The 21,832-nt window shown below is 64.3% G+C and carries 20 protein-coding genes; 13 read left to right on the plus strand and 7 right to left on the minus strand.

Features of this window, described 5'->3' with window-relative positions; translation table 11 throughout:
- Positions 1-195 precede the first annotated feature (195 nt).
- The 10 genes from ACE10X_RS15125 (at position 196) to ACE10X_RS15170 (ending at position 10,900) form a co-directional block, all read left to right on the plus strand.
- Positions 196-432 carry a hypothetical protein gene (locus ACE10X_RS15125; protein ID WP_038386421.1) on the plus strand — a complete coding sequence of 79 codons (237 nt, stop codon included), beginning with the start codon at positions 196-198 and terminating at the stop codon, positions 430-432.
- 195 nt (positions 433-627) lie between these two features.
- Positions 628-1,506, plus strand: a complete 879-nt coding sequence (gene hpnC, locus ACE10X_RS15130) for a squalene synthase HpnC (protein WP_038386422.1) — start codon at positions 628-630, stop codon at positions 1,504-1,506.
- Complete coding sequence (hpnD, locus tag ACE10X_RS15135; RefSeq protein WP_038386423.1) at positions 1,503-2,339, plus strand: presqualene diphosphate synthase HpnD; 837 nt, start codon at positions 1,503-1,505, stop codon at positions 2,337-2,339. The genes hpnC and hpnD overlap by 4 nt, the downstream gene beginning before the upstream one ends.
- Positions 2,339-3,589 carry a hydroxysqualene dehydroxylase HpnE gene (hpnE, locus tag ACE10X_RS15140; RefSeq protein WP_038386424.1) on the plus strand — a complete coding sequence of 417 codons (1,251 nt, stop codon included), beginning with the start codon at positions 2,339-2,341 and terminating at the stop codon, positions 3,587-3,589. Before hpnD ends, hpnE begins: the two co-directional genes overlap by 1 nt.
- Positions 3,590-3,751: 162 nt before the next feature.
- Positions 3,752-5,713 (plus strand): squalene--hopene cyclase, encoded by a 1,962-nt coding sequence (gene shc / locus ACE10X_RS15145; RefSeq protein WP_051003114.1) that lies wholly within the window; start codon positions 3,752-3,754, stop codon positions 5,711-5,713.
- On the plus strand, positions 5,710-6,468 hold the full coding sequence (locus ACE10X_RS15150; RefSeq protein ID WP_038375998.1) for a phosphorylase: 759 nt from the start codon (positions 5,710-5,712) through the stop codon (positions 6,466-6,468). Before shc ends, ACE10X_RS15150 begins: the two co-directional genes overlap by 4 nt.
- Before the next feature lie 347 nt (positions 6,469-6,815).
- Positions 6,816-7,460 carry a TetR/AcrR family transcriptional regulator gene (locus ACE10X_RS15155; RefSeq protein ID WP_038386425.1) on the plus strand — a complete coding sequence of 215 codons (645 nt, stop codon included), beginning with the start codon at positions 6,816-6,818 and terminating at the stop codon, positions 7,458-7,460.
- Positions 7,457-9,157: an acyl-CoA dehydrogenase family protein gene (locus tag ACE10X_RS15160; protein ID WP_038386426.1), complete on the plus strand. Its 1,701-nt coding sequence runs from the start codon at positions 7,457-7,459 to the stop codon at positions 9,155-9,157. The genes ACE10X_RS15155 and ACE10X_RS15160 overlap by 4 nt, the downstream gene beginning before the upstream one ends.
- Position 9,158: 1 nt before the next feature.
- Positions 9,159-10,001: a class II aldolase/adducin family protein gene (locus tag ACE10X_RS15165; protein WP_038386427.1), complete on the plus strand. Its 843-nt coding sequence runs from the start codon at positions 9,159-9,161 to the stop codon at positions 9,999-10,001.
- A complete protein-coding gene (locus ACE10X_RS15170) occupies positions 9,998-10,900 on the plus strand; it encodes a Rossmann-like and DUF2520 domain-containing protein (protein WP_038386428.1) in 903 nt (300 codons plus the stop codon). Before ACE10X_RS15165 ends, ACE10X_RS15170 begins: the two co-directional genes overlap by 4 nt.
- A 59-nt stretch (positions 10,901-10,959) precedes the next feature.
- Here the strand turns inward: ACE10X_RS15170 and hpnH are convergent, their stop codons facing one another.
- Together hpnH and ispH are read right to left on the minus strand one after the other, a co-directional pair.
- Complete coding sequence (hpnH, locus tag ACE10X_RS15175) at positions 10,960-12,120, minus strand: adenosyl-hopene transferase HpnH (RefSeq protein WP_038386429.1); 1,161 nt, start codon at positions 12,118-12,120, stop codon at positions 10,960-10,962.
- A 44-nt stretch (positions 12,121-12,164) separates the two neighbouring features.
- Complete coding sequence (gene ispH, locus ACE10X_RS15180) at positions 12,165-13,091, minus strand: 4-hydroxy-3-methylbut-2-enyl diphosphate reductase (protein WP_304556533.1); 927 nt, start codon at positions 13,089-13,091, stop codon at positions 12,165-12,167.
- 450 nt (positions 13,092-13,541) lie between these two features.
- Here ispH and ACE10X_RS15185 point away from each other — a divergent pair, with 450 nt between their 5' ends.
- The gene (locus tag ACE10X_RS15185) at positions 13,542-16,154 is read left to right on the plus strand and encodes an MMPL family transporter (protein WP_038386430.1); all 2,613 of its coding nucleotides are present in this window, start codon (positions 13,542-13,544) and stop codon (positions 16,152-16,154) included.
- Between the two features lie 86 nt (positions 16,155-16,240).
- Here the strand turns inward: ACE10X_RS15185 and ACE10X_RS15190 are convergent, their stop codons facing one another.
- Entirely contained in the window at positions 16,241-16,870 is a 630-nt protein-coding gene (locus tag ACE10X_RS15190) for a DUF2147 domain-containing protein (protein ID WP_375764286.1), read from the minus strand.
- Positions 16,871-16,972: 102 nt separating this feature from the next.
- Here ACE10X_RS15190 and hpnO point away from each other — a divergent pair, with 102 nt between their 5' ends.
- A complete protein-coding gene (hpnO, locus tag ACE10X_RS15195) occupies positions 16,973-18,364 on the plus strand; it encodes an aminobacteriohopanetriol synthase HpnO (RefSeq protein ID WP_038386432.1) in 1,392 nt (463 codons plus the stop codon).
- A gap of 101 nt (positions 18,365-18,465) precedes the next feature.
- On the opposite strand, the gene ACE10X_RS15200 is transcribed toward hpnO, so the two are convergent.
- The 4 genes from ACE10X_RS15200 to ACE10X_RS15215 all read right to left on the minus strand — a co-directional run bounded on the left by ACE10X_RS15200 (position 18,466) and on the right by ACE10X_RS15215 (position 21,174).
- Positions 18,466-19,236: an anti-sigma factor gene (locus tag ACE10X_RS15200; RefSeq protein WP_038386433.1), complete on the minus strand. Its 771-nt coding sequence runs from the start codon at positions 19,234-19,236 to the stop codon at positions 18,466-18,468.
- Positions 19,233-19,790 (minus strand): sigma-70 family RNA polymerase sigma factor, encoded by a 558-nt coding sequence (locus ACE10X_RS15205; protein WP_018270594.1) that lies wholly within the window; start codon positions 19,788-19,790, stop codon positions 19,233-19,235. Before ACE10X_RS15205 ends, ACE10X_RS15200 begins: the two co-directional genes overlap by 4 nt.
- A 94-nt stretch (positions 19,791-19,884) precedes the next feature.
- Entirely contained in the window at positions 19,885-20,208 is a 324-nt protein-coding gene (locus tag ACE10X_RS15210; protein ID WP_038386434.1) for a cupredoxin family copper-binding protein, read from the minus strand.
- Positions 20,209-20,220: 12 nt separating this feature from the next.
- Entirely contained in the window at positions 20,221-21,174 is a 954-nt protein-coding gene (locus ACE10X_RS15215; RefSeq protein WP_304556532.1) for a metallophosphoesterase, read from the minus strand.
- Between the two features lie 237 nt (positions 21,175-21,411).
- Between ACE10X_RS15215 and ACE10X_RS15220 the strand changes: the two genes are divergently transcribed.
- On the plus strand, positions 21,412-21,789 hold the full coding sequence (locus ACE10X_RS15220; RefSeq protein ID WP_038386437.1) for a GFA family protein: 378 nt from the start codon (positions 21,412-21,414) through the stop codon (positions 21,787-21,789).
- The last annotated feature ends 43 nt before the right edge of the window (positions 21,790-21,832 follow it).

Raw genomic sequence — 21,832 nt, forward strand, 5'->3', positions numbered from 1 at the left:
GATGGCACGAATCGTCATTGTGAATCAATAACTTATGTAGGGGTTTACAGCGCCGCAAATTTAGCCGCATTTAACGGTGCTTGTCGTCAATCCGTTGCCGCGTTACGTGGCGTCTGCAATCCCCAAAATCCGTCCCGGCCATGCCGAAGCGCTTTTCGGGAACAGGTTTTCTGCTGTCGGAAATGAAGGAATACGATGCGTAAATTTCTCTTGGCTCTTGCCCTGTTGTCGATCCCGCTCTCCTCCAGCGCCTTCGCCCAGCAGCAGACGCGCGGGACACCCGATGAGCAGAAGGCTTGCACGCGCGACGTGCAGCGTCACTGCCGCGCCGTGATCGATCAGGGCGATTTCACCATTCTCGCCTGCCTGCAGCAGAACCGCAGCAAGATCAGCGCCGCCTGCGACCAGGTGCTGAAGACCCACGGCCAGTAAGGCCGCTTCAGGTCCCATGGATCGCCGCAAGGCCCGTGCTCGGCATGCGTGCCGGCCACGGGCTTCGTATGCTGGCGGTCACAGACAGCATTGGTTTTGGTGGCGTATTCCCCTATATGGGGCTCGCAAATCCCCCCGCATGCGCTGACCTTTCGCGCCTGCGTCGTGCCATGACCAGTGTAGCCCAAATTTCCCATGACCACCGCGAGCGACCTGCGATCCGGAAAGACCCACCGCGACGAGAATTTTCCGGTCGCGTCGTGGATCATTCATCCGCGGCATCGTGCCCTGATCCTGGCCTTTTATAATTTCGTCCGCACCGCCGACGATATCGCCGATCACGCCACGCTGCCCGCCGAGGAGAAGCTGCGCTACCTCGACCTCATGGAGGCCGAGCTGCTTGGCAATGGCGACACCCAGAAGGAAGCGGTCAATCTGCGCCGCGCCTTCGCCGAGCGCGGCATGCCGCCGCGGCACGCGCTCGACGTGCTGGTGGCGTTCCGCCTCGACGTCACCAAGCTGCGTTACGAGAATTGGGACGATGTGATCGATTATTGCCGATACTCGGCGATGCCGGTCGGGCGGTTCATGCTCGACGTGCACGGCGAGGATACCTCGACCTGGGCGGCGTCGGACGCGCTCTGCGCCGGGCTGCAGATCAACAACCATCTGCAGGACTGCGGCAAGGACTACCGCAACCTGAACCGTGTCTACTTGCCGCGCGATGCCTTGGCCGCCGCGGGCGCGACCGTCGAGATGCTCGGCGAGGCGAAGTCGCAGCCGGCCCTGCTCGAATGCCTGCAGGCGCTCGCGGTGCGCACCGAGGCGCTGCTCGACCAGAGCAAGTCGCTCGCCGCCGAAGTGAAGGATTTCAGGCTGGGGCTCGAGATTTCCGTGATCCAGGCGTTCGCCGACAAGATCGTCAACATGCTGAAGGTGCGCGATCCGCTCAGCGAGCGCGTGCATCTGAGCAAGGTTGAACTGCTGCTGCAGAGTCTCGGCGGCGTCGCCGGCGAGACCGCGCAGCGTGCGACTGGACGGCGTCCGGTCTCCAAGACGGCGGCAGGCGCATGAGCGCTGAGGCGGCGGCCAACGCAAATTACGGCAGCACCGCGTCGGGCAGCTCGTTCTATGCCGCGATGCGCATCCTGCCGCACGCGCAGCGCGAAGCGATGTTCCAGATCTACAGCTTTTGCCGGCAGGTCGACGACATCGCCGATTCCGACGGCCCGCGGCCGGAGCGGCTGGCCGCGCTGCAGCAGTGGCGTGACGATATCGACGCGCTCTACGAGGGACGTCCGCCGGAGCGCCTGAAGGACTATGTCGGGTCGGTGAAGACCTTCGGCCTGAAGCGCGAGGATTTCGTTGCGATCGTCGACGGCATGGAAATGGACGTGCCGCAGGATATCCGCGCGCCGGATCTTGCGACGCTCGATTTGTATTGCGATCGCGTCGCGAGCGCGGTCGGCCGGTTGTCGGTACGCGTATTCGGCCTGCCCGAGGACGATGGCATCCAGCTCGCGTACCACCTCGGCCGCGCGCTGCAGCTCACCAATATCCTGCGCGACATCGACGAGGATGCCGGTCTCGGCCGGCTCTATCTGCCGCGCGAATGGCTCTGGCACGCCGGCATCACCAATAACGATCCGGCCCGCGTCACCGCCGACCGAGCGCTGCCGAAAGTGTGCGCGCCGCTGGCCGAGCGCGCCAAGATGCATTTCCAGAAATCCGACGAGATCATGAAGCGCAATTCGCGCCGCGCCGTGCGCGCGCCGCGGATCATGTCGAAATACTACCGCGCGATTCTCGATCTCCTGATCGCGCGCGGCTTCACCGCCCCGCGTGCGCCGGTACGTGTGTCCAAGGCCGCCAAGATCGGCATCCTTCTTCGTTACGCGATCATCTGATGCAAAAGACCGTTCATATCATCGGTGCCGGCATTTCCGGCCTCTCCGCAGCCGTGCGCCTCGCCAATGGCGGCTACAAGGTGTTCGTCCATGAGGCGACGCAGCAGGCCGGCGGCCGCTGCCGCTCTTATTTCGACGCCGCCACCAATCTCACCATCGACAATGGCAACCATCTGCTGCTGTCGGGCAACCGCCATGCGCTGAACTATGCGCGCGCGATCGGCACCGAGGCCGGCCTCGTCGGGCCCGCGCGCGCGCAGTTTCCGTTCGTCGATCTTGCCAGCGGCCAGCGCTGGCAGCTCGACCTCGGCGATTCCCGCCTGCCGCTGTGGGTGTTCGACGAGGCGCGCCGCGTCCCGGACACCAGCCTGCGCGACTATCTCGCCTTGGCGCCGCTGGCTTGGGCCGGCACCGGGGCGCTGGTCGGTAACACCATTCCCTGCAAGGGCACGCTGTATGAGCGCCTGGTGCAGCCGCTGCTGCTGGCCGCGCTGAACGTCGATCCGCCGGAGGGCTCGGCCGGGCTCGCCGGCGCCATCGTGCGCGAGACGCTGCTCGCTGGCGGGCAGGCCTGCCGTCCGCTGATCGCGCGCGACGGCCTGAGCTCGGTCCTGATCGAGCCGGCCGTGAAGCTGCTGCAGGAGGGGGGCCACAGCGTCCAGTTCAGTCACGAGTTGCGTGCGCTCGGCATGTCGGGTGATCGCATCAGCGAGCTCGACTTTGGCAATGGCGACAAGATCGCGCTGGGAGCCGACGATGCGGTCGTGCTCGCCGTGCCGCCGCGCGCTGCGGCATCCCTGCTGCCCGGCCTGAAAACCCCGACCAAATTCCGCGCCATCGTGAACGCGCATTTCCGTGTCGATCCGCCGCGCGATGCCGCGCCCATTCTCGGCGTGGTCGGCGGCCTCGTGGAGTGGCTGTTCGCGTTCCCGCAACGGCTGTCGGTGACGATCAGCAACGGCGACCGCCTGGTCGACATGCCGCGCGAGGAGCTTGCGCAGGCGATCTGGCAGGACATCTGCGAGGCGTCGGGGGTTTCCGGCGACCTGCCGCCGTGGCAGATCGTGCGCGAGCGCCGTGCCACATTTGAGGCAACGCCGGAACAGAATGCCCTGCGTCCGGGGCCCACGACGGCGCAAAAAAACCTGTTCCTTGCCGGCGACTGGACTGCTACCGGGTTGCCGGCAACCATCGAGGGATCGGTGCGATCGGGGGATCGCGCCGCCGATCTGGTGCTGGCCAGACGTTAGATTCGACCTGTTGGCGCGTTTTCGAGCGAAGTGGTTACCGGTTCGCGTGAAGAAAACGCGACCAAAAAAAGACAAGAACGTGATCCGAAGCAATCGGATCATGCTCTGGAGCGGCCGCGGCTTTCGATCAGCCGGCCCGCGATGAAGAGGATATCGAGCGAAATGCTTGCGAGAGATCACAGCGTTGCAGTCGACCCGGTCGCGCTGGAGAAGAGCATCTCCAAGGCAACCGAAGCGCTGCTCGGCTACCGCCAGTCCGACGGACATTGGGTGTTCGAGCTCGAGGCCGACAGCACCATTCCGGCCGAGTACATCCTGCTGCGTCACTATCTGGCCGAGCCGATCGATGCCGGGCTGGAGGCCAAGATCGGCAACTATCTGCGCCGCGTCCAGGGCGCGCATGGCGGCTGGCCGCTGGTGCATGACGGCCCGTTCGACATGAGCGCCAGCGTGAAGTCCTACTTCGCGCTGAAGATGATCGGCGATTCCGTCGACGCGCCGCACATGGTGCGGGCGCGCGAGGCGATCCGTTCGCGCGGCGGTGCTTCGGGCAGCAACGTGTTCACGCGCTTCCTGCTTGCGCTCTATGGCGTCGTGACCTGGCGCGCGACGCCGGTGCTGCCGATCGAGATCATGCTGCTGCCGATGTGGTCGCCGTTCCACATCAACAAGATCTCCTACTGGGCGCGCACCACCATGGTGCCGCTGATGGTGCTTGCCGCGCTGAAGCCGCGTGCGAAGAATCCGAAAGGCGTCGGCATCGACGAGCTGTTCCTGGAGGATCCGAAATCGGTCCGCATGGCGCCGAAGGCGCCGCATCAGAGCGCGTGCTGGTTCTATCTGTTCCGCTCGCTCGACGCCGTGCTGCGGGTGATCGAGCCGATGTTTCCGAAGAGCCTGCGCCAGCGCGCGATCGATGCCGCGCTCGCCTTCACCGAAGAGCGGCTGAACGGCGAAGACGGCATGGGCGCGATTTATCCGCCGATGGCCAACATCGTCATGATGTACGAGGCGCTCGGCAAGGACGAGAATTTCCCGCCGCGCGCCATCACCCGCCGCGGCATCGACAAGCTGCTTGTGATTAGCGAACACGAGGCCTATTGCCAGCCCTGCGTCTCGCCGGTGTGGGACACCGCGCTGGCCAGTCATGCGCTGCAGGAGGCGGGCGGCGACGACACCCTGGCCAAGGCCAAGCAGGGCCTCGACTGGCTGAAGCCGCGCCAGGTGCTGGAGCTGAAGGGGGATTGGGCGGTCAAGGCGCCGGACATCCGCCCGGGCGGCTGGGCGTTCCAGTACAACAACGACCATTATCCCGATCTCGACGACACCGCGGTGGTCGTGATGGCGATGGACCGCGTGCGGCACCACACCGGAACCAGGGAATATGACGAGGCCATCGCGCGCGGCCGCGAGTGGATCGAGGGGCTGCAGAGCCGCGACGGCGGCTGGGCCGCGTTCGACGTCAACAACCTCGAATATTACCTCAACAACATCCCGTTCTCCGATCACGGCGCATTGCTCGATCCGCCGACCGAGGATGTCACCGCGCGCTGTATCTCGATGCTGGGCCAGCTCGGCGAGACCGCCGAGAGCAACAAGACGATGGCCGACGGCATCGCCTATCTGCGCCGTACCCAGCTTGCCGAGGGCTCCTGGTACGGCCGCTGGGGCCTGAACTACATCTACGGCACCTGGTCGGTGCTCTCGGCGCTAAATGTCGCAGGGGTCGATCGCAACGACCCGATGATTCGGAAGGCGGTCGACTGGCTGGTGTCAGTTCAGAATCAGGACGGCGGCTGGGGCGAGGACGCCGTCAGTTACCGGCTGGATTACAAGGGTTATGAAGTTGCGCCTTCGACCTCCTCGCAAACGGCATGGGCTTTGCTTGGATTGATGGCGGCCGGAGAGGTCGAAAATCCCGCTGTTGCGCGGGGGGTGGAGTACCTAAAGGCAACACAGACGGAAAAAGGGCTGTGGGACGAGCAGCGATACACAGCTACGGGGTTTCCGCGGGTATTTTACTTGCGATATCATGGCTACTCGAAGTTCTTTCCGCTCTGGGCGCTGGCGCGGTATCGAAATTTGAGAAGCACCAATAGCAGGGTGGTAGGGGTCGGGATGTGATTGTTGAGGCGGGGGCCGCCGAGACCGTGGGCAGTAGAATTGATCCTCGGCCGGTATTGATTGTGACTGGATTGGTGCAGGAGGCCCGCATCGCGGCAGGCCCCGGCATGATCGTAATCTGCAGTTCGAGCGATCCGCAGCAGCTGCGTGAGTTGCTGGCGACGCTGGATCCGACCACCTTTCGTGGCGTGATTTCGTTCGGCGTGGCCGGCGGGCTCGACCCGTCGCTCAAGTCCGGCGACGTCGTGGTCGCGACCGAGGTGATGTCGGGCGATACCCGTTTCCTGGCCGCATCCGCGCTGAACGAAGAGATGATCGCCAGCGCCGCGCTGAAGCGCCGCAGGATCGTCCGCGGCGGTCTCGCAGGCGTGGAAGAGGTGATCGCGGCGAAGGCCTGCAAGGCCGCTCTGCGCTCGATGACGGGCGCAGCCGCGGTCGACATGGAGAGCCATATCGCGGCGGCCTATGCCGCCAAAGCCGGCATTCCGTTCGCCGCGTTGCGCGTAATCAGCGATCCCGCGCACCGGGCGCTACCGGAACTTGCGAAATCCGCGGTGAAGCCGAACGGCGACATCGACCTGCGCAAGGTGCTGCGCGGCATCGCCCGCAATCCACGGACGCTGCGCGCGCTGGTGTCGACCGGGATCGACTTTAACCGCGCGCTGCGCTCGCTGCGCAGCTGCCGCGGCTTCCTGCTCGGCAACGAGGTGTTGATGCCGGTGGAAGACGTTCTGATCACGGCGAAGGCGGCCTGATCCGCTGCGCCGGTCCGGGACCGGGTTTCTCGCCGCATCAAGCTCAACTCACAGGCCCGGTCGCATCGCGATCGGGCCTTTTGCATTGGTGCCTTAGTTTCGCTTGATGCCACGCTGTTCCGGTTCCGCGCGTTCAGCGGGGACTTACGCGTCGGCTGTGGGGTGAGACCCCTGTATCCCTGTTCCTCGCGCCCCTGCGTCGCGCCGCAGCCTCTAACGACCTTCCGGCAACGTGCCGGCGCCCACGGCACGGCCCTGCGGTCGCAGGGCGGGTCGATATACTTGACAGCCACGGTGATCCGTATAACGATGAACCATGATCCTTTATTCATGAACTAAGGTTCACTATGGCAATCGCTGCCGTTCGCCTCAACCAACTGGTCGAAACCAAAGCGCGCATTCTCGATGCCGCCAGGGAGGCCGTGGCGCTGAGTGGCTGGAAGGACGCCCAGATCGCCCTGATCGCCGCACGGGCCGGCGTGGCCACGGGCAGCGTGTATCGCTACTTCGACTCCAAGGCGGACCTGTACGCGCAGGTGCTCGGCCTGGTGTCTGAGCGCGAGGTGGCTGTCGTCGCCGCGATCGTCGAGGCGGAAGGCTCGGCGTCCCAGTGCCTGGTCGACGCGATCTACACTTTCGCGGTCCGGGCGATGCGCGGCCGCCGCCTGGCCTACGCCTTGATCGCCGAACCCTGTGAACCCGAGATCGACGCCGCGCGCCTGAAATACCGGGCGGCCCTGGCCGATCAGATCGCAAGGCTGGTTCGGCGCGGTATCGCCGGCGGTGAGTTCGTCGAGATCGACGCGAACGTCGCGGCATCCTGCGTGACCGGCGCCTTCATGGAGGCGTTGGTTGGTCCCCTCGCGCCCGAAGCGGCTCCCGATTCCGACGCGGCGAAGGCGATCGCACAGTCGATCGCAGGGCTTTCCGCGCGCATGCTTTTTCGCCACGCCACGCCTGAACTCACCCCTGTATCGCGAGTCTCCGCATGAACGCGCGCGTCCAGCCGGTTGCCGTCGCTGAAGCGAAAGCCGCTCCGTTTGCGACCCATGAAGTGCGCAATCAGGCGCGGCCGGCGCTCGGCTTCAATGCATTCGATGACGACCGCGCGCTGAGTGGCCTGATCGCATCGATCGCGCCGTGGGCTAAAGACAAGCTTTCCGCGCTCGGCGCTCATGCCGGCAGCGAATCCGTGCAGGAGGCGGCACGGCTGGCCAACGAGCATGAACCGAAGCTCTTGACCCATGACCGGTATGGCAACCGCAATGATTGGGTCGAATTTCATCCGGCCTGGCATCAATTGATGGCGCTGGCGTTCCGGAGCGAGGTGCATAGCCTCGCCTGGTCGACGCGCGAACCACACGGCCATCTGGCGCGTGCGGCGCTGAGCTATCTTTGGAATCAGATCGAGAACGGCGTCGGCTGCCCCACCGGGATGGCGTACGCCGCGATCGCCGGGTTCCCCGGCAAGCCGCAATTCAATCTGTGGCGGGAGCGAACGCTGGCGGCGGACTACGATCCGCGGCGGCTTCCGATCGAGGCCAAGCGCGCCGCGGTCATCGGTTACGCCATGACCGAAAAGCAGGGCGGTTCGGATCTGCGCGAGACCCAGACCACCGCGCGCTTGGTCGAGCGCGGCGCGCATGGCGAGATCTATGCGATCACCGGCCACAAATGGTTCTTCTCGGTGCCGGTGGCCGACGGATTCTACACGCTGGCGCGCACCCAGTCCGGCGTCAGTTGCCTGTTCGTGCCGCGCCTGCTGCCCGACGGCAGCGCCAACCGTATCCACATTCAGCGCCTGAAGGACAAATGCGGTAACCGCTCGAACGCATCGAGCGAGATCGAATATCACGACACGTGGTCGATCCTGGTCGGCGAAGAGGGCCGCGGCATCGCGGAAATCCTTTCGCATGCCCATCTGACGCGGCTGGATTTCGCGGTTGGCTCCGCTGGCCTGATGCGCCAGGCCCTGAGCCTCGCCCTCAACCACGCGCAAACGCGAACGGCGTTTGGCAAGCCGATGTCCGAGCTTCCGATGCAGCGCAACGTGCTCGCCGACCTCGCGCTCGAGAGCGAGGCGGCGATGCTCGGCGCATTTCGGGTCGCGCGTGCGACCGACGGCCTGCAGGCAAGCGAACACGAGCGATTGCTGGCGCGGGTCGCGACACCCGTGATGAAGTTCTGGAATTGCCAGCGCGCGCCGGCCTTCACCTATGAATGCCTGCAGGTGCACGGCGGCAACGGCTTCATCATGGAGAATCCGATGGCGCGACTGTATCGCGAGGCGCCGCTGAATTCGATCTGGGAAGGCACCTCGAACATGATGTGCATGGACGTCCTGCGCGCCATGCAGCGCGATGAGAATTGCCGGGACGCATTCGTTGACGAGTTGCGTGCGAGCAGGGGCCTCAATCCGGTCTATGACCGAAGCACGGACGATCTCGCCGATCGATTGCGCGCACGATATCCGGACGACGGGCACGCGCGGGCGCTCGTCACCCGCGTGGCACATGCGCTGCAGGCTGCCGAGATGCTGAGGCATGGCGATGCCGCTGCCGCCGATCTGTTCGTGCAATCCAGGCTTGGCGCGGACGGGATGCATGTATTCGGCGGGCTTCCATCATCGGAAGATCTCAGCCGTATCGTCGAGCGCGCCTCCGTCATCCGACACCAAGGGCCCCAGTGACATGCGTCAGATCGAAGTTTGCGCCGTCAACGATATCAGGGCCGTCGTGGGAGAGCAGGAGTGGGCAACCCGCGTCGATCTTGCGGCGTGCTACCGCCTGGTCGCGCTCTACGGAATGACCGACCTGATCTACAACCACATCAGTGCACAGGTCCCGGGGCATCACGATCAGTACCTGATCAATCCCTATGGCATGCTGTACGAGGAAATCACCGCGTCGAGCCTCGTCAAGATCGACATCGAGGGCCGCACCCTGCTGCAGCCCGACCACGGCTACAACGTCAACGTCGCCGGTTTCTATCTGCACGCCCCGATCCATCGCGCGCGGCCCGACGTGAACTGCGTCCTGCATACTCACACCAGGGCCGGCACCGCGGTCAGCACGCTTGCTGAGGGGCTGCTGCCGCTATCGCAGACGGCGATGCGGTTTCACGGGCGGATCGGCTATCACGATTTCGAGGGGCCGGCGATCGATCGGGACGAGTGCGACCGTGTCGTCGCCGATCTCGGCCGCAACAATGTGCTGGTGTTGCGCAATCATGGCCTCCTGGTTTGCGGCAACACGATTCCGCAGGCGTTCAACGCGATCTACTGGCTGGAGCAGGCCTGCCGGATCCAGGTCGACGCGCTCTGCTGCGGCCGGCCACTGCATGCGCCGACCGAGATGGCGATCGGCAACACGGTGACCTGCTTTGACGGCACCGAGATCACGCTGGACAATGAGCGCGACACCAATCCGGTGCTGAATGAAGCGGCGCAAAATCTGCAGGCCGGCTACGGCCTGCTGGAATGGCCGGCGCTGCGGCGCAGGCTCGACCGCATCGACGGGAGCTACGCGCAATGAGCACGGCGCTGGCGGCGTTGCGGATCGGCTTCATCGGCGCCGGCCGCGTGGCGCAAACGCTCGCGCCGGCCTTCGCCCGCGCGGGGCTGAACGTCGCGGCGTTCTACAACCGCGGTGCCGATGCCGCGCAGCGGCTTGGATCCCGCATCCCGTCGGCAAGGCCGATGACCGACGCGCAGCATGTCGTCGACAGCTGCGACATGGTTTTCCTCACCGTAAGCGACGACGCGATCCTGCCGGTGTGCCGCGATTTGCGCTGGGAGCCGCGTCACCGCGTGGTTCATTGCAGCGGCGCGACCGAACTGGCCGCGCTCGATCATGCGAAATCCGCAGGCGCCGCGACCGGCGGATTTCATCCGATGCAGATGTTTGCCAATCCGGACGTCGCGCTCGAGGGATTGCGCGGATGCACCGTCGGGATCGAGGCAGAGGGCGACTTCGGGCGTGACCTGGAATTGCTTGCGACCCGGATCGGGTGCGAACCGCTGGCGCTGCCGGCCGGTGCGCGGGCGCTCTATCATGCGTCGGCATATTACGTCGGTCCGTTCCTGATCGCGCTGCTCAAGGAAGGCGCCGAGCTCTGGAAGAGCTTTGGCGCCAGCGAGGCCGACGCGTTGCGCGCGATGATGCCGCTGCTGCGCGGGACGGTCGCGGCCGTTCTCGACGGCGGACTGGCGAATGGCATGGGCGGGTGCGTGGCGCGCGGCGACGTCGGAACGATCCTCAAGCACCTCCGGGCGCTGGATGAGCGATTTCCTCCATCCGGCGCGCTGTATCGCGAGCTCGCTTTGCGCAATGTCCCGCTCGGGATCGAGCGTGGCACACTCAGCGCGCCGCGCGCGGCGGAGATCGAGAAATTGCTTCTGCGCACGAGGCTGGAAGAGCGGGCGGCATCCTGAAAAAAGCCCCGGTTCGCTGAACCGGGGCTTTCATGTTCTGCTTTCGCTCACATCGCGCGTCAGGCGGCGGTGGAAGCCTTCGCTTGCTGCTTGGCGGCGGCGGCCGCAGCCTCGTCGCGGCGGATCTCCGAGAGCTTCTTCTGCACCTGCTCGGCGAAGATGTACTGCGCCGGACGCTGCTTCGACATGTCGATCTCGGGCGCCATCGGGCCTGATGTCTTGATGCCGCGCAGCGCAACCCACATCGCCTTCAGCGGATTGTTGATCGCCGCGGTGGCCGCGGTCGGCTCATAGCCGCAATGGGCCATACAGTCGGCGCACTTCTCGTACTTGCCGGTGCCGTAGGTGTCCCAATCGGTGGTGTCCATCAGCTCCTTGAAGGTCTTGGCGTAGCCTTCACCGAGCAGATAGCAGGGCTTCTGCCAGCCGAAGATGTTGCGCGCCGGCATGCCCCAGGGCGTGCACTCGTATTCCTGGTTGCCGGCGAGGAAGTCGAGGAACAGGCCGGAATGCATGAAATTCCACTTCTTGCCCTTGCCGAGCGCAAAGACGTCGCGGAACAGCTTCTTGGTCTTGGTGCGGTTGAGGAAGTGCTCCTGATCGGGCGCACGCTCATAGGCGTAACCCGGCGACATCGAGACGCCGACGCCGAGCTCGGTGGTGAAGTCGAGGAACTTGGCGATCTCCTCGGCCGGATGGCCGTCGAAGATGGTGGCATTGACGTTGACCGTGAAGCCGCGCGCCTTCGCCGCCTTGATCGCCGAGACGGCGCGATCGAACACGCCCTTCTGCGACACCGCCTTGTCGTGATGATCCTTCAGGCCGTCGAGATGCACCGAGAAGAACAAATAGGGCGACGGCTCGAACAGATCGAGCTTCTTCTCGAGCAGCAGCGCATTGGTGCACAGCGAGACGAACTTCTTGCGCGCCACCAGGCCGCGCACGATCTCGCCAATCTCCTTGTGGATCAGCGGCTCGCCGCCGGGAATCGCCACCATCGGCGCGCCGCATTCATCGGCCGCATCCCAGCACTCCTGCGCCGTCATGCGGCGATTGAGGATCGCATCGGGATAGTCGATCTTGCCGCAGCCGACGCAGGCGAGGTTGCAACGGAACAAGGGTTCCAGCATCAGCACGAGCGGATAGCGTTTGCGGCCAAGCAGCTTCTGCTTGATCAGATAACCGCCGATACGCATTTCCTTGAAGAACGGTATAGCCATTAGACGATTTCTTTCTGCACTTATCAAAGGGATGTGGGTTCAGATCAGCCCGCATTCAGTTCGGCTGGCAGCCGGAATTCGATATTCTCTTCTCGGCCCGGAACGACCGAGACCGATACCGGTCCGATCCGCCGCAGGGCCTCGATCACATCGTCGACCAAAACTTCGGGCGCAGAAGCGCCCGCGGTAATGCCGACGGCCTTCGCATCCTTGAGCCAATCCGGATTGAGTTCGCTCCCATCGGCAATGAGATAACTCGCGACGCCGACCTCGGTGCCGATTTCACGAAGCCTGTTCGAGTTGGAACTGTTGGCGGCCCCCACCACCAAAATGACGTCCACCAGTTTGCTCAGGTCCCTTACCGCAGATTGGCGGTTCTGTGTCGCATAGCAGATATCCCTGATATCCGGGCCTTGAATATCTGTAAATTTTGCCTGAAGGGCCGCGATAATGTCCCTAGTGTCGTCCACGGACAGGGTGGTCTGGGTGATGTAGGCGACCGGCGCATCGCTCGGCAGCCTCAGTTCCGCCACATCCTGGACGCTCTGGACCAGCAGAACCGGCCCCGGAACCTGTCCCATGGTTCCCTCGACCTCGGGGTGGCCGGCGTGCCCGATCAGGATCAGGGCGCGGCCCTTCGAGATATAACGCTTGCCCTGGTTGTGGACCTTGGTGACGAGCGGGCAGGTGGCATTGAGTACCGGCAAGTCGCGGGCTTCCGCCTCCTCCTCGACGCTCCTGGCAACACCATGGGCACTGAAGACGGTCACCGCCTTGGCCGGCACTTCCGAGAGGTCCTCGACGAAGATCGCGCCCTTCTTCTTCAGGCTCTCGACGACGTGTTTGTTATGCACGATCTCGTGGCGGACATAGACCGGCGGGCCATACTTCTCGAGCGCGCGTTCGACGATCTCGATCGCGCGCACGACGCCAGCGCAAAAGCCGCGCGGCTGAGCAAGAAACACTTCCATCGGACGTCCGTTACGCAAATTGCACCAATCTCATTCAATGCCCTGCGGCCATTTCGGCAACGCACTCCACACGTCGGACGTCGCAACGTCAGTTGCAATGTCCGCGCCATCACAGTTCCTGGACGGGATCTGTGCCCCAAGCGCATGGAAATACAGGGATTTGTGGCAAAAAGGTAGCGTTTCGAGTGGGGCTGGATCACGAAGAAGGGGGTATTGGAGGTAATATAGTGTGGTTTTTCCTCCTGCGACCGTCCGTCTCCCTCACTTGTTCGTCACTTTATCGCCCACTCATGCGGTTTATACCGGCCATTCGTGGCCGTTCCTGTGCTTTGGAACCTCCTCGCCGTCCCGTCGAGGAGGATAACCAAAACAACATTAGATCGGTCCCGGGAACTCCGCTACAGAGCGGGCGTTTTCGGCCATGCTTCCCCGAGATTAGAAAGAAACGAAGTGCTGACAAATATTGTCGTCTCCGTTGTTAGGACCTGTACGCGTTTTGCCCTTCCGGTTGTGATTATCTCTGTGTTGCTGTCGATCGGCGCCGGCTTCTACACGGCCCGCAACTTCTCGATCAACACCGACATCAACAAGCTGATCTCGCCGGATCTGGATTGGCGCAAGCGCGACAACCAGTTCGAGGAAGCGTTTGATCGCGAGCGGCTGATCCTGGCGGTGGTCGAGGCAGCAACGCCGGAGCTGACCAGCTCGGCCGCGAAGGCGCTCACCGCGAAGCTGCAGGCCGACAAGAAGAACTTCGAAGCGATCACCGCGCTCGGCTCCGGCGAATTCTTCGAGAAGAACGGCCTTTTGTTTCTGCCGACCGAAGAGGTCGGCAAGGTCGCGGGCCAGCTCGAAGCGGCCGCACCGTTGATCGAGATCATGGCCGGCGATCCCTCGATTCGCGGATTGACCGGCGCGCTCGAGACCGGCCTTGCCGGCGTCAAGCGCGGGCAGGTCAAGCTCGACAATACGGCGCCGCCCTTCAACCTGATTTCCGAGACGGTCGAGACCGTCCTCGCCAAGGGCAACGCGACCTTCTCGTGGCGCGAGCTCACCAGCGACAAGCCGCTGACTGATTCGGACAAGCGCGCCTTCATCGAGATCAAGCCGATCATCGACTATTCGGCGCTGGAGCCGGGCAAGGGCGCGACCGATGCGATCCGCCAGGCGGCGGCCGATCTGAAATTCCCGACCGAATATCACGCGCGCGTTCGCCTGACCGGACCCGTGCCGATCGCCAACGAGGAATACGCCACCGTGCAGGACGGCGCGATCACCAACGGCATCGGCACCGTCGTGATCGTGCTGGTCATCCTCTGGATGGCGCTGCATTCCGGCAAGATCATCTTCGCCGTGTTCGTGAACCTGTTCATCGGGCTCGCCATCACCACGGCGGTCGGCCTGATGATGGTCGGCTCGCTGAATCTGCTCTCGATCGCCTTCGCCGTGCTGTTCATCGGCCTCGGGGTCGACTTCGGCATCCAGTTCAGCGTTCGCTACCGCTCCGAGCGCTTCAAGAACGACAATCTGACGCTGGCGCTGGAAAACGCGGCGCGCCGCTCCGCGGTGCCGCTGTCGCTTGCCGCGATGGCAACCGCCGCCGGTTTCCTCTGCTTCCTGCCGACTGACTACAAGGGCATCTCGGAGCTCGGCAAGATCGCCGGCGCCGGCATGCTGGTGGCGTTTGTCACCAGCATCACGGTGCTGCCGGCGCTGCTCGATCTGCTCAATCCGCCCGGCGAGAAGGAGCCGGTCGGCTACGCCTTCCTGGCGCCGCTCGATCTCTTCCTGGAGAAGCATCGCGTTCCGATCATCGTCGGCACGCTGCTGGTCACGGTCGCGGGCCTGCCGCTGCTCCACTACATGAAGTTCGACTTCAACCCGATCAATCTGCGCAATTCCAAGGTGGAATCGATCGCGACCTTCCTCGACCTGCGGAAGGATCCGAACACCGGCGCCAACGCCATCAACGTGATGACGCGCTCGGAAGCCGACGCAAAGAAGATCGAGGCCAAGCTCGAGAAGCTGCCGGAAGTGTCGCGCGTGATGTCGCTCGACAGCTTCGTGCCCGACGACCAGCCGGCCAAGCTGAAGCTGATCGCGCAGGCGGCCAAGACGCTCGGCCCCGCGCTCAACCCGGATTCGGTCGATCCGGCGCCGTCGGATCAGGAGAATGTCGAGTCACTGAAGAGCTCGGTCGACAGCCTGCGCAAGACCGCGGGCGACGGCAAGGGGCCGGGCGCAGCGGCCGCGCGCCGGCTCGCCGAAGCCCTGCAGAAGCTCGCCGGTTCGAACCAGGCGACCCGCGACAAGGCGCAGGACGTCTTCGTCGCGCCGATGAAGATCGTGTTCGATCAGCTCCGCAATACGCTGCAGGCCCAGACCGTCACGCTGCAGAATCTGCCGCCGGAACTCGTCAACAGCTGGAAGACCAAGGACGGCCTGATGCGTGTCGAGGTGGAGCCGAAGGGCGATCCGAACGACAACGACAATCTGCGCCGCTTTGCCGACGCCGTGCTCGCCGCCGAGCCGACCGCGATCGGCGGGCCGGTCTCGATCCTGAAGTCGGGCGACGTCATCGTGAAGGCGTTCATCCACGCCGGCATCCTGGCGCTGGTCACTATCGGTCTGCTGCTGTGGCTCACGCTGCGCCGCGTCGTCGACGTGCTGATGACGCTGGTGCCGCTCCTGGTCGCCGGCATCGTCACGTTGGAGATCTGCGTCTTGATCGGGCTGCCGCTCAACTTCGCCAACATCGTCGCGCTGCCGCTGCTGCTCGGCGTCGGCGTGGCGTTCAAGATCTACTATGTCACGGCGTGGCGCCAGGGCAGGACGAATCTGCTGCAGTCGAGCCTGACGCGCGCGATCTTTTTCAGCGCGCTGACCACGGCGACCGCGTTCGGCAGTCTGTGGCTGTCGAGCCATCCCGGCACCGCGAGCATGGGCAAGCTGCTGGCGCTCTCGCTCGTCACCACGCTCGCGGCGGTGTTGTTGTTCCAGCCGGCGCTGATGGGCAAGCCGCGCGAGGTCAAGGAGGAGGATATCGCCAACGACGTCACCTGACGCGTTGGCGGTTCGCGGTCGAACCGGCTTGGCGGCAGGCGCCGCCGAGCCGCGATGTCAGCGGACGGTGTTCCCGCAGGCTTCCGCTAATGCGTCGGTCGCGCGATGTCCGGAAGCAGGCAGATATCGCTCACGGCGTCAGCCTGTGCATTGGCGTTGCCCGGGACCTGCTTTTGACCCGGCTTGGTGGCCGGTACCACGGCGCCGGTGGTTTTCTGCGGTGCTGTTGACTTGGGTTGGGTGCCCTTCGCCGCCGGGTTGCCGGCGGCGCTCACCGGAATCGGCGGACCGACGCGGGTCCAGGTCTCGCCGCCGCACAGGAAGCCGAGCACGCAGCCCTGGATCTCCAACTGATCGGTGCCGACGGGCTTGATGGTCGAGCTGTAGAGCTGGCCGTCCTTGGCGTTGTAGACCTGACCTTCCCACGCATCGGCGCCGGCCTTCTTCTTCATGTCGATCAGGATCGGCATGCCGAGCGTCGGCCTGCTCTGCTTTGCAGGATCAGGATTGTTCTTATCCTTGCCGCCCGGGGTTTTTTCCCAGGACACCGCACCCCACATGTTGCCATTACACTGGGCGACGCGGATGGTGGCGACACCGTCAGCGACCTTCCAGTCGCCGGTCGGGTCCGCTGCAAGTGCCGGTGATAATACGGTGGCCAAAAATAAACCTGAAAAGGCTATTGTACGCGCGAAAGTTCTTGGGCAGTGCAACATGGTCCAAACCTGTGCTTAACTGGACGATCCGAGCGGGGGTCAAAACGCCGCTAGCGAGCGTTTTAAGTTGACGAGATGGCCATCAACCGACGTATGTAACGAATGGTAAGTTCCAATTTAGACGTTTCCGAGATTTTTGTGGAGCGCGAGGGGCAGCGCGGTGCCATGCACACGCGTCACCTCAACGAGCAGCTCGTTCGCGTTCTCAAGACCATCGGCTACGACGTCGGCTTCCAGAAGGGGCAAGGCCAATACCTCTTCGATCGTCAGGGGGCTCGTTACCTTGATCTATTGAGCGGATTTGGCGTTTTTGCGATTGGCCGCAATCATCCGGCCCTGCGCCAGGCGCTGAAGAGCGTGCTCGACGCCGATCTGCCCAATCTTGTGCAACTCGATGTCTCGACGCTCGCCGGCGTGCTCGCTGAACGGCTTCTGGAACATGTTCCATATCTGGACAAGGTGTTTTTCGCCAATTCCGGCGCCGAAACCGTCGAAGCTGCGATCAAGTTCGCGCGCGGCGCGACCGGCCGCCCCGGTATCGTCTATTGCGGGCATTCGTTCCACGGCCTGTCCTACGGCGCGCTGTCGCTGACGGATGATTCGAATTTCCGCGGCGGATTCGAGCCGCTGCTGCCGGGCTGCACCCCGATTCCCTTCAACGATCTCGAGGCTCTGGAGAAGGCTCTGACGTCGCGCCAGGTCGGCGCCTTCATCGTCGAGCCGATCCAGGGCAAGGGCGTCAACATGCCCACCGACGAGTTCCTGCCCGGCGCGCTGGCGCTGTGTCGCAAATACGGCACGCTGTTCATCGCCGACGAGATCCAGACCGGCATCGGCCGCACCGGAAAATTCCTCGCGATCGAGCATTGGGGCATCGAGCCCGACATGGTGCTGCTGGCGAAGGCGTTGTCGGGCGGTCACGTGCCGATCGGCGCGCTGCTGACGCGCAAGAACATCTTCGACAAGATCTTCAACCAGATGGATCGCGCGGTCGTGCACGGCTCGACCTTCGCCAAGAACGATCTGGCGATGGCCGCCGGCATCGCCACGCTCGACGTCATCAAGGCCGAGAAGCTCGTCGAGAACGCCGCCAAACGCGGCGCCGAGCTCCGTCTTGCGCTGACGCGCATGGTGCCCGGCTATGAACTGATGAAGGAAGTGCGCGGCAAGGGCCTGATGATCGGCGTCGAGTTCGGCCCGCCGAAATCGCTGCGGCTGAAGGCGTCGTGGAATCTGCTGGAGACCGCCAACAAGGGCCTGTTCTGCCAGCTGATCACGGTTCCGTTGTTCAAGGATCACAAGATCCTGACCCAGGTCGCCGGCCACGGCCTCCACACCATCAAGCTGCTGCCGCCGCTCACGATCACCGAAGAGGACTGCACCTGGATCGAGAAGTCGTTCGACGACGTGATCGCCGGCAGCCACAAGGTGCCCGGCGCGATCTGGTCGCTCGGCAAGACGCTGGTCGACAACGCGGTGCGCAAGTCGGCGTAGTTTCGAACCTGTAGCCCGGATGCAGCGAAGCGAAATCCGGGGTTCTCACAGCGGGTAAGACCATCCCCGGATTACGCTGCGCTCCATCCGGGCTGCAAGACTCATCCCTCCTTGTTCGCGCGCATCGCGCCCTCGAACTTGTCGCCGAACTCGCCCAGCTCGTCGGCGCCGAGATCGCTGACCGCCCAGTAGTTCAGGCCGCGGTCGCTCCAGCGGCGGATGTTGAAGCCCTGCAACGTCGAGATCTTCGCCGCCTTGCGTTCGGTGTTCGCGGTCTGCGCCACGAACAGGTTGATGACGTGCTGGCGCCGCTTGTAGACCACGGCGCCGATCTCGCGGGCGTTGACGTAGTCGAGCCGGCCGCCGATCAGCGTGAAGCCCTGCGCGGTGAGATCGATCACCGGCGGCGAGACGTCGAGCTTGCCGTTGAACCAGGGCTTGACCGTGTGCTGATCCGTCGAGATCACGTCGGTGAGGTGGCCGGCCTGCAGCGAACGCAGATGCGCCGACACCACCTCGTTCTCGATGCGCTGCTCGTCATCGTTGCGCAGCACGATCGCGACAAGGCCGGTCGCTGCCATCGCCGACACCGCGGAGCCCAGCGCGAAGCCGCGCAGCACCGAGCGCCGGGTCGGCGCCGCCTGCGCTTGTGGTTGCGGCAGCGACCTCTCGATCTTGCGGCGCAGCTCGAGCGGCGCCTTGTAGCGCAAATCGCTCTCGGCGATCGCCTGGCGGATCTCCTGGTACTCCTTCATGAGCGCGGCACAATGCGCGCACCCCTCGACATGGGCTTCCACTTCGCGCGCATGGCCGGCGTCGAGTTCGCCGTCGATCAGCGCGTGGATCAGCACTCCGGCTTCCTCGCAGGTCATTTCGCTTGCTCCTGTTCCGCAAGCCAGGCCGATCGCAGCATGGCGCGGGCGCGCGCGAGGCGGGACATCACGGTGCCGACCGGCACGGCGGCGACATCGGCGATCTCGCGGTATGAAAGATTCTGGATTTCCCTGAGCACGAAGGTCTCGCGGAACGGCTCGGCAAGCGCCGCGACCAGCTTGCGCACGGTCTCGCCGTCGAAGCGGCGAAGCAGCTGCTTTTCCGGGGTCTCCGGGGCTTCATTCCACAGCGGGGTCTGCTCGCCGCCTTCGGGCAACTCCTCGACCGCGGTCGGGGCGGTCTTGCGCCTTGCATATTCGGCACGGCAGACATTGCGCAGGATCGCGAACAGCCACGGCTTCATCGCAGGTCCGCGGTAGCTGTCGAAATGCTTGTAGGCGCGCAGATAGCATTCCTGCACCGCATCCTCGGCGTCGGCGGCATCGCGCAGCAGATAGCGGGCCAGCGTATAGGCGTCGTCAAGATACGGCAGCGCGGCCTCGCGGAAGCGCCGCGCCTTTTCGGGATCGTCTTGCGACGCGTTGACAACCATCGTGTTCTGCCCGGCATGTCGAGAGACGGCTCGTGCCCGGCCGGGGGCGGAGGGCCACCGGCCGGGCATGGTTGTGATTGTATGGGTTGTCACGTTACCCAACCTTGACACTGCCTGTCATGTGCGGATGCAGCGAGCAGAAATACTTGTACTCGCCGGGCTCCGTGAAGGTGAACGAGAAGGTGCCGTCGGTATCCATGGTCTTGGAGCGGAATTTGCCCGCACACACCACGGTGTGCGGGATGTCGTCGCGGTTGGTCCAGGTCACGGTGGTACCGACCTTCACGTCAAGCTGGGGCGGGGTGAACGAGAAGTTGTCGATGTGAACCGCGGTATCTTCGGCGCGGGCCACCGTGATCGGCAGCAGCATGGTCGCGACCACGGCAATCCCGAAGTCGCGTCGATTGATCGAACTCATCGGTCGTGTCCCTTAGCCTTGCAGCGGCGTGTCGATGATCGCCAGCGGCTGGCTGTTCTGCTTGAAGTTGATGCTGGCGACGCCGAGCATGCTGCGCAGCTTGGTATCCTCCACCTTCATCGGGCCGGGCGAGGGGGCGGAGCCCGGCGCCGGCTGCGGGAAGGCGGTTGAACGCGCGGTGTGGAAGGTGACGTTGCCCTCGACCTTCTGCATCACCTGGTGGATGTGGCCGTTGAGCACGGTGACCGAGCCGAAGCCCTTCACGTATTCCAGCGCGCGGGCGCCGTCCTCGGTGCCCCAGCCCCATTGCGGATAGACCGTCCACAGCGGGATGTGGGCGAACAGCACGATCGGCGTCGACTTCGAACGGCCCTTGAGGTCGTTCTCCAGCCATTCGAGCTGCTCGTTGCCGAGATTGCCGAGGCCGCCGCCCTTGAGGTCGACGACGTTGACGAGGCCGATGAAATGCACGCCGCCGGCGTCGAAGGAATAGTAGCCCGGACCCTTGGTGCCGCGGCCGTAACGCTCCTTGTAGAGCTTGACCTCCTCGTCGATGAAATCGTGCTCGCCCGGCACGTAGTGCACGTCGAGCTTGGCCTGCGAGATGATGCGATCGGCGTCATCGAATTCGGACGCTTTCGACAGATGCGTGATGTCGCCGGTGTGGATCATGAAGGACGGCTTGACCGGCATCGCCCGGACCTTGTTGATGGCCTCTTCCAGCGTGCCGATGGCGTTCGGGTTGGCCGGCTTGTCGAAGCCGACATGGCTGTCGCTGATCTGCATGAAGGTCATGCCGGGCGCCGCTTCCGCAGCGGCGGCCGAGCCGACGATGCCGAGCGAATGCGGCACGCCGCCGGTGACGGTCCACAGCACGCCGGTGCCGGCCCAGGTCATGCATTCCAGCACCTTGCGTCGGCTGACGCCTTTTTCCTCATCGCGATGGTCGTGATCGTGTCCGCTCATGGCAAGTCTCCCGTGGGCCCAGGGATTGGGTTTCCGGGAAGATGATCGGCGGGGCCGGGGCTTTATTCCCGGGGCTTTGGCGCGGCCGAGGGCAGGGATGACGATTTCGTGAGGCCCGCATGATCGGGGGCGCAGGGGACCGCGCGACAGCTCGACGCAAGGGCAAGATGCGCAATTGAAGCGTTGCTGCTCGCAGCGTTATCGACCCGGCAAACCACTGATCGAGCGGAGGAAAACATGGCTGACGTCACCGGCGTAACCGGCGAACCGGTCGTCCATGCGCTATGTCACTGCACCGATTGCCGGCGCCACGCCGGCGCGCCGATGGTCGGCTGGGTGATGGTTGCCGAGGGCATGGTCAAGGTGACCAAGGGGCAGCCCAGGATCTACCGATCCTCGGAGCATGGCCGGCGGCACTTCTGCCCGAACTGCGGCAGCGGACTTTTCTATACCAATGGCAACATGCTGCCCGGGTTCATCGACATCCAGAGCGGCACCTATGACGATCCCGATCGGGTGCCGGCCACGATGCATATCCAGGTCGCGGAGCGGCTGCGCTGGATGGAGGATGCGCATGAGCTGCCGACCTTCGACCGCTTTCCGCCGCCGGAATGACCGGGTTGATGGACGCGGTGCTTTCCGGCGAAGCGACTGTGCG

This window comes from Bradyrhizobium sp. Pha-3 (assembly GCF_042258325.1).
GTDB classification, from domain to species: Bacteria; Pseudomonadota; Alphaproteobacteria; order Rhizobiales; family Xanthobacteraceae; genus Bradyrhizobium; species Bradyrhizobium elkanii.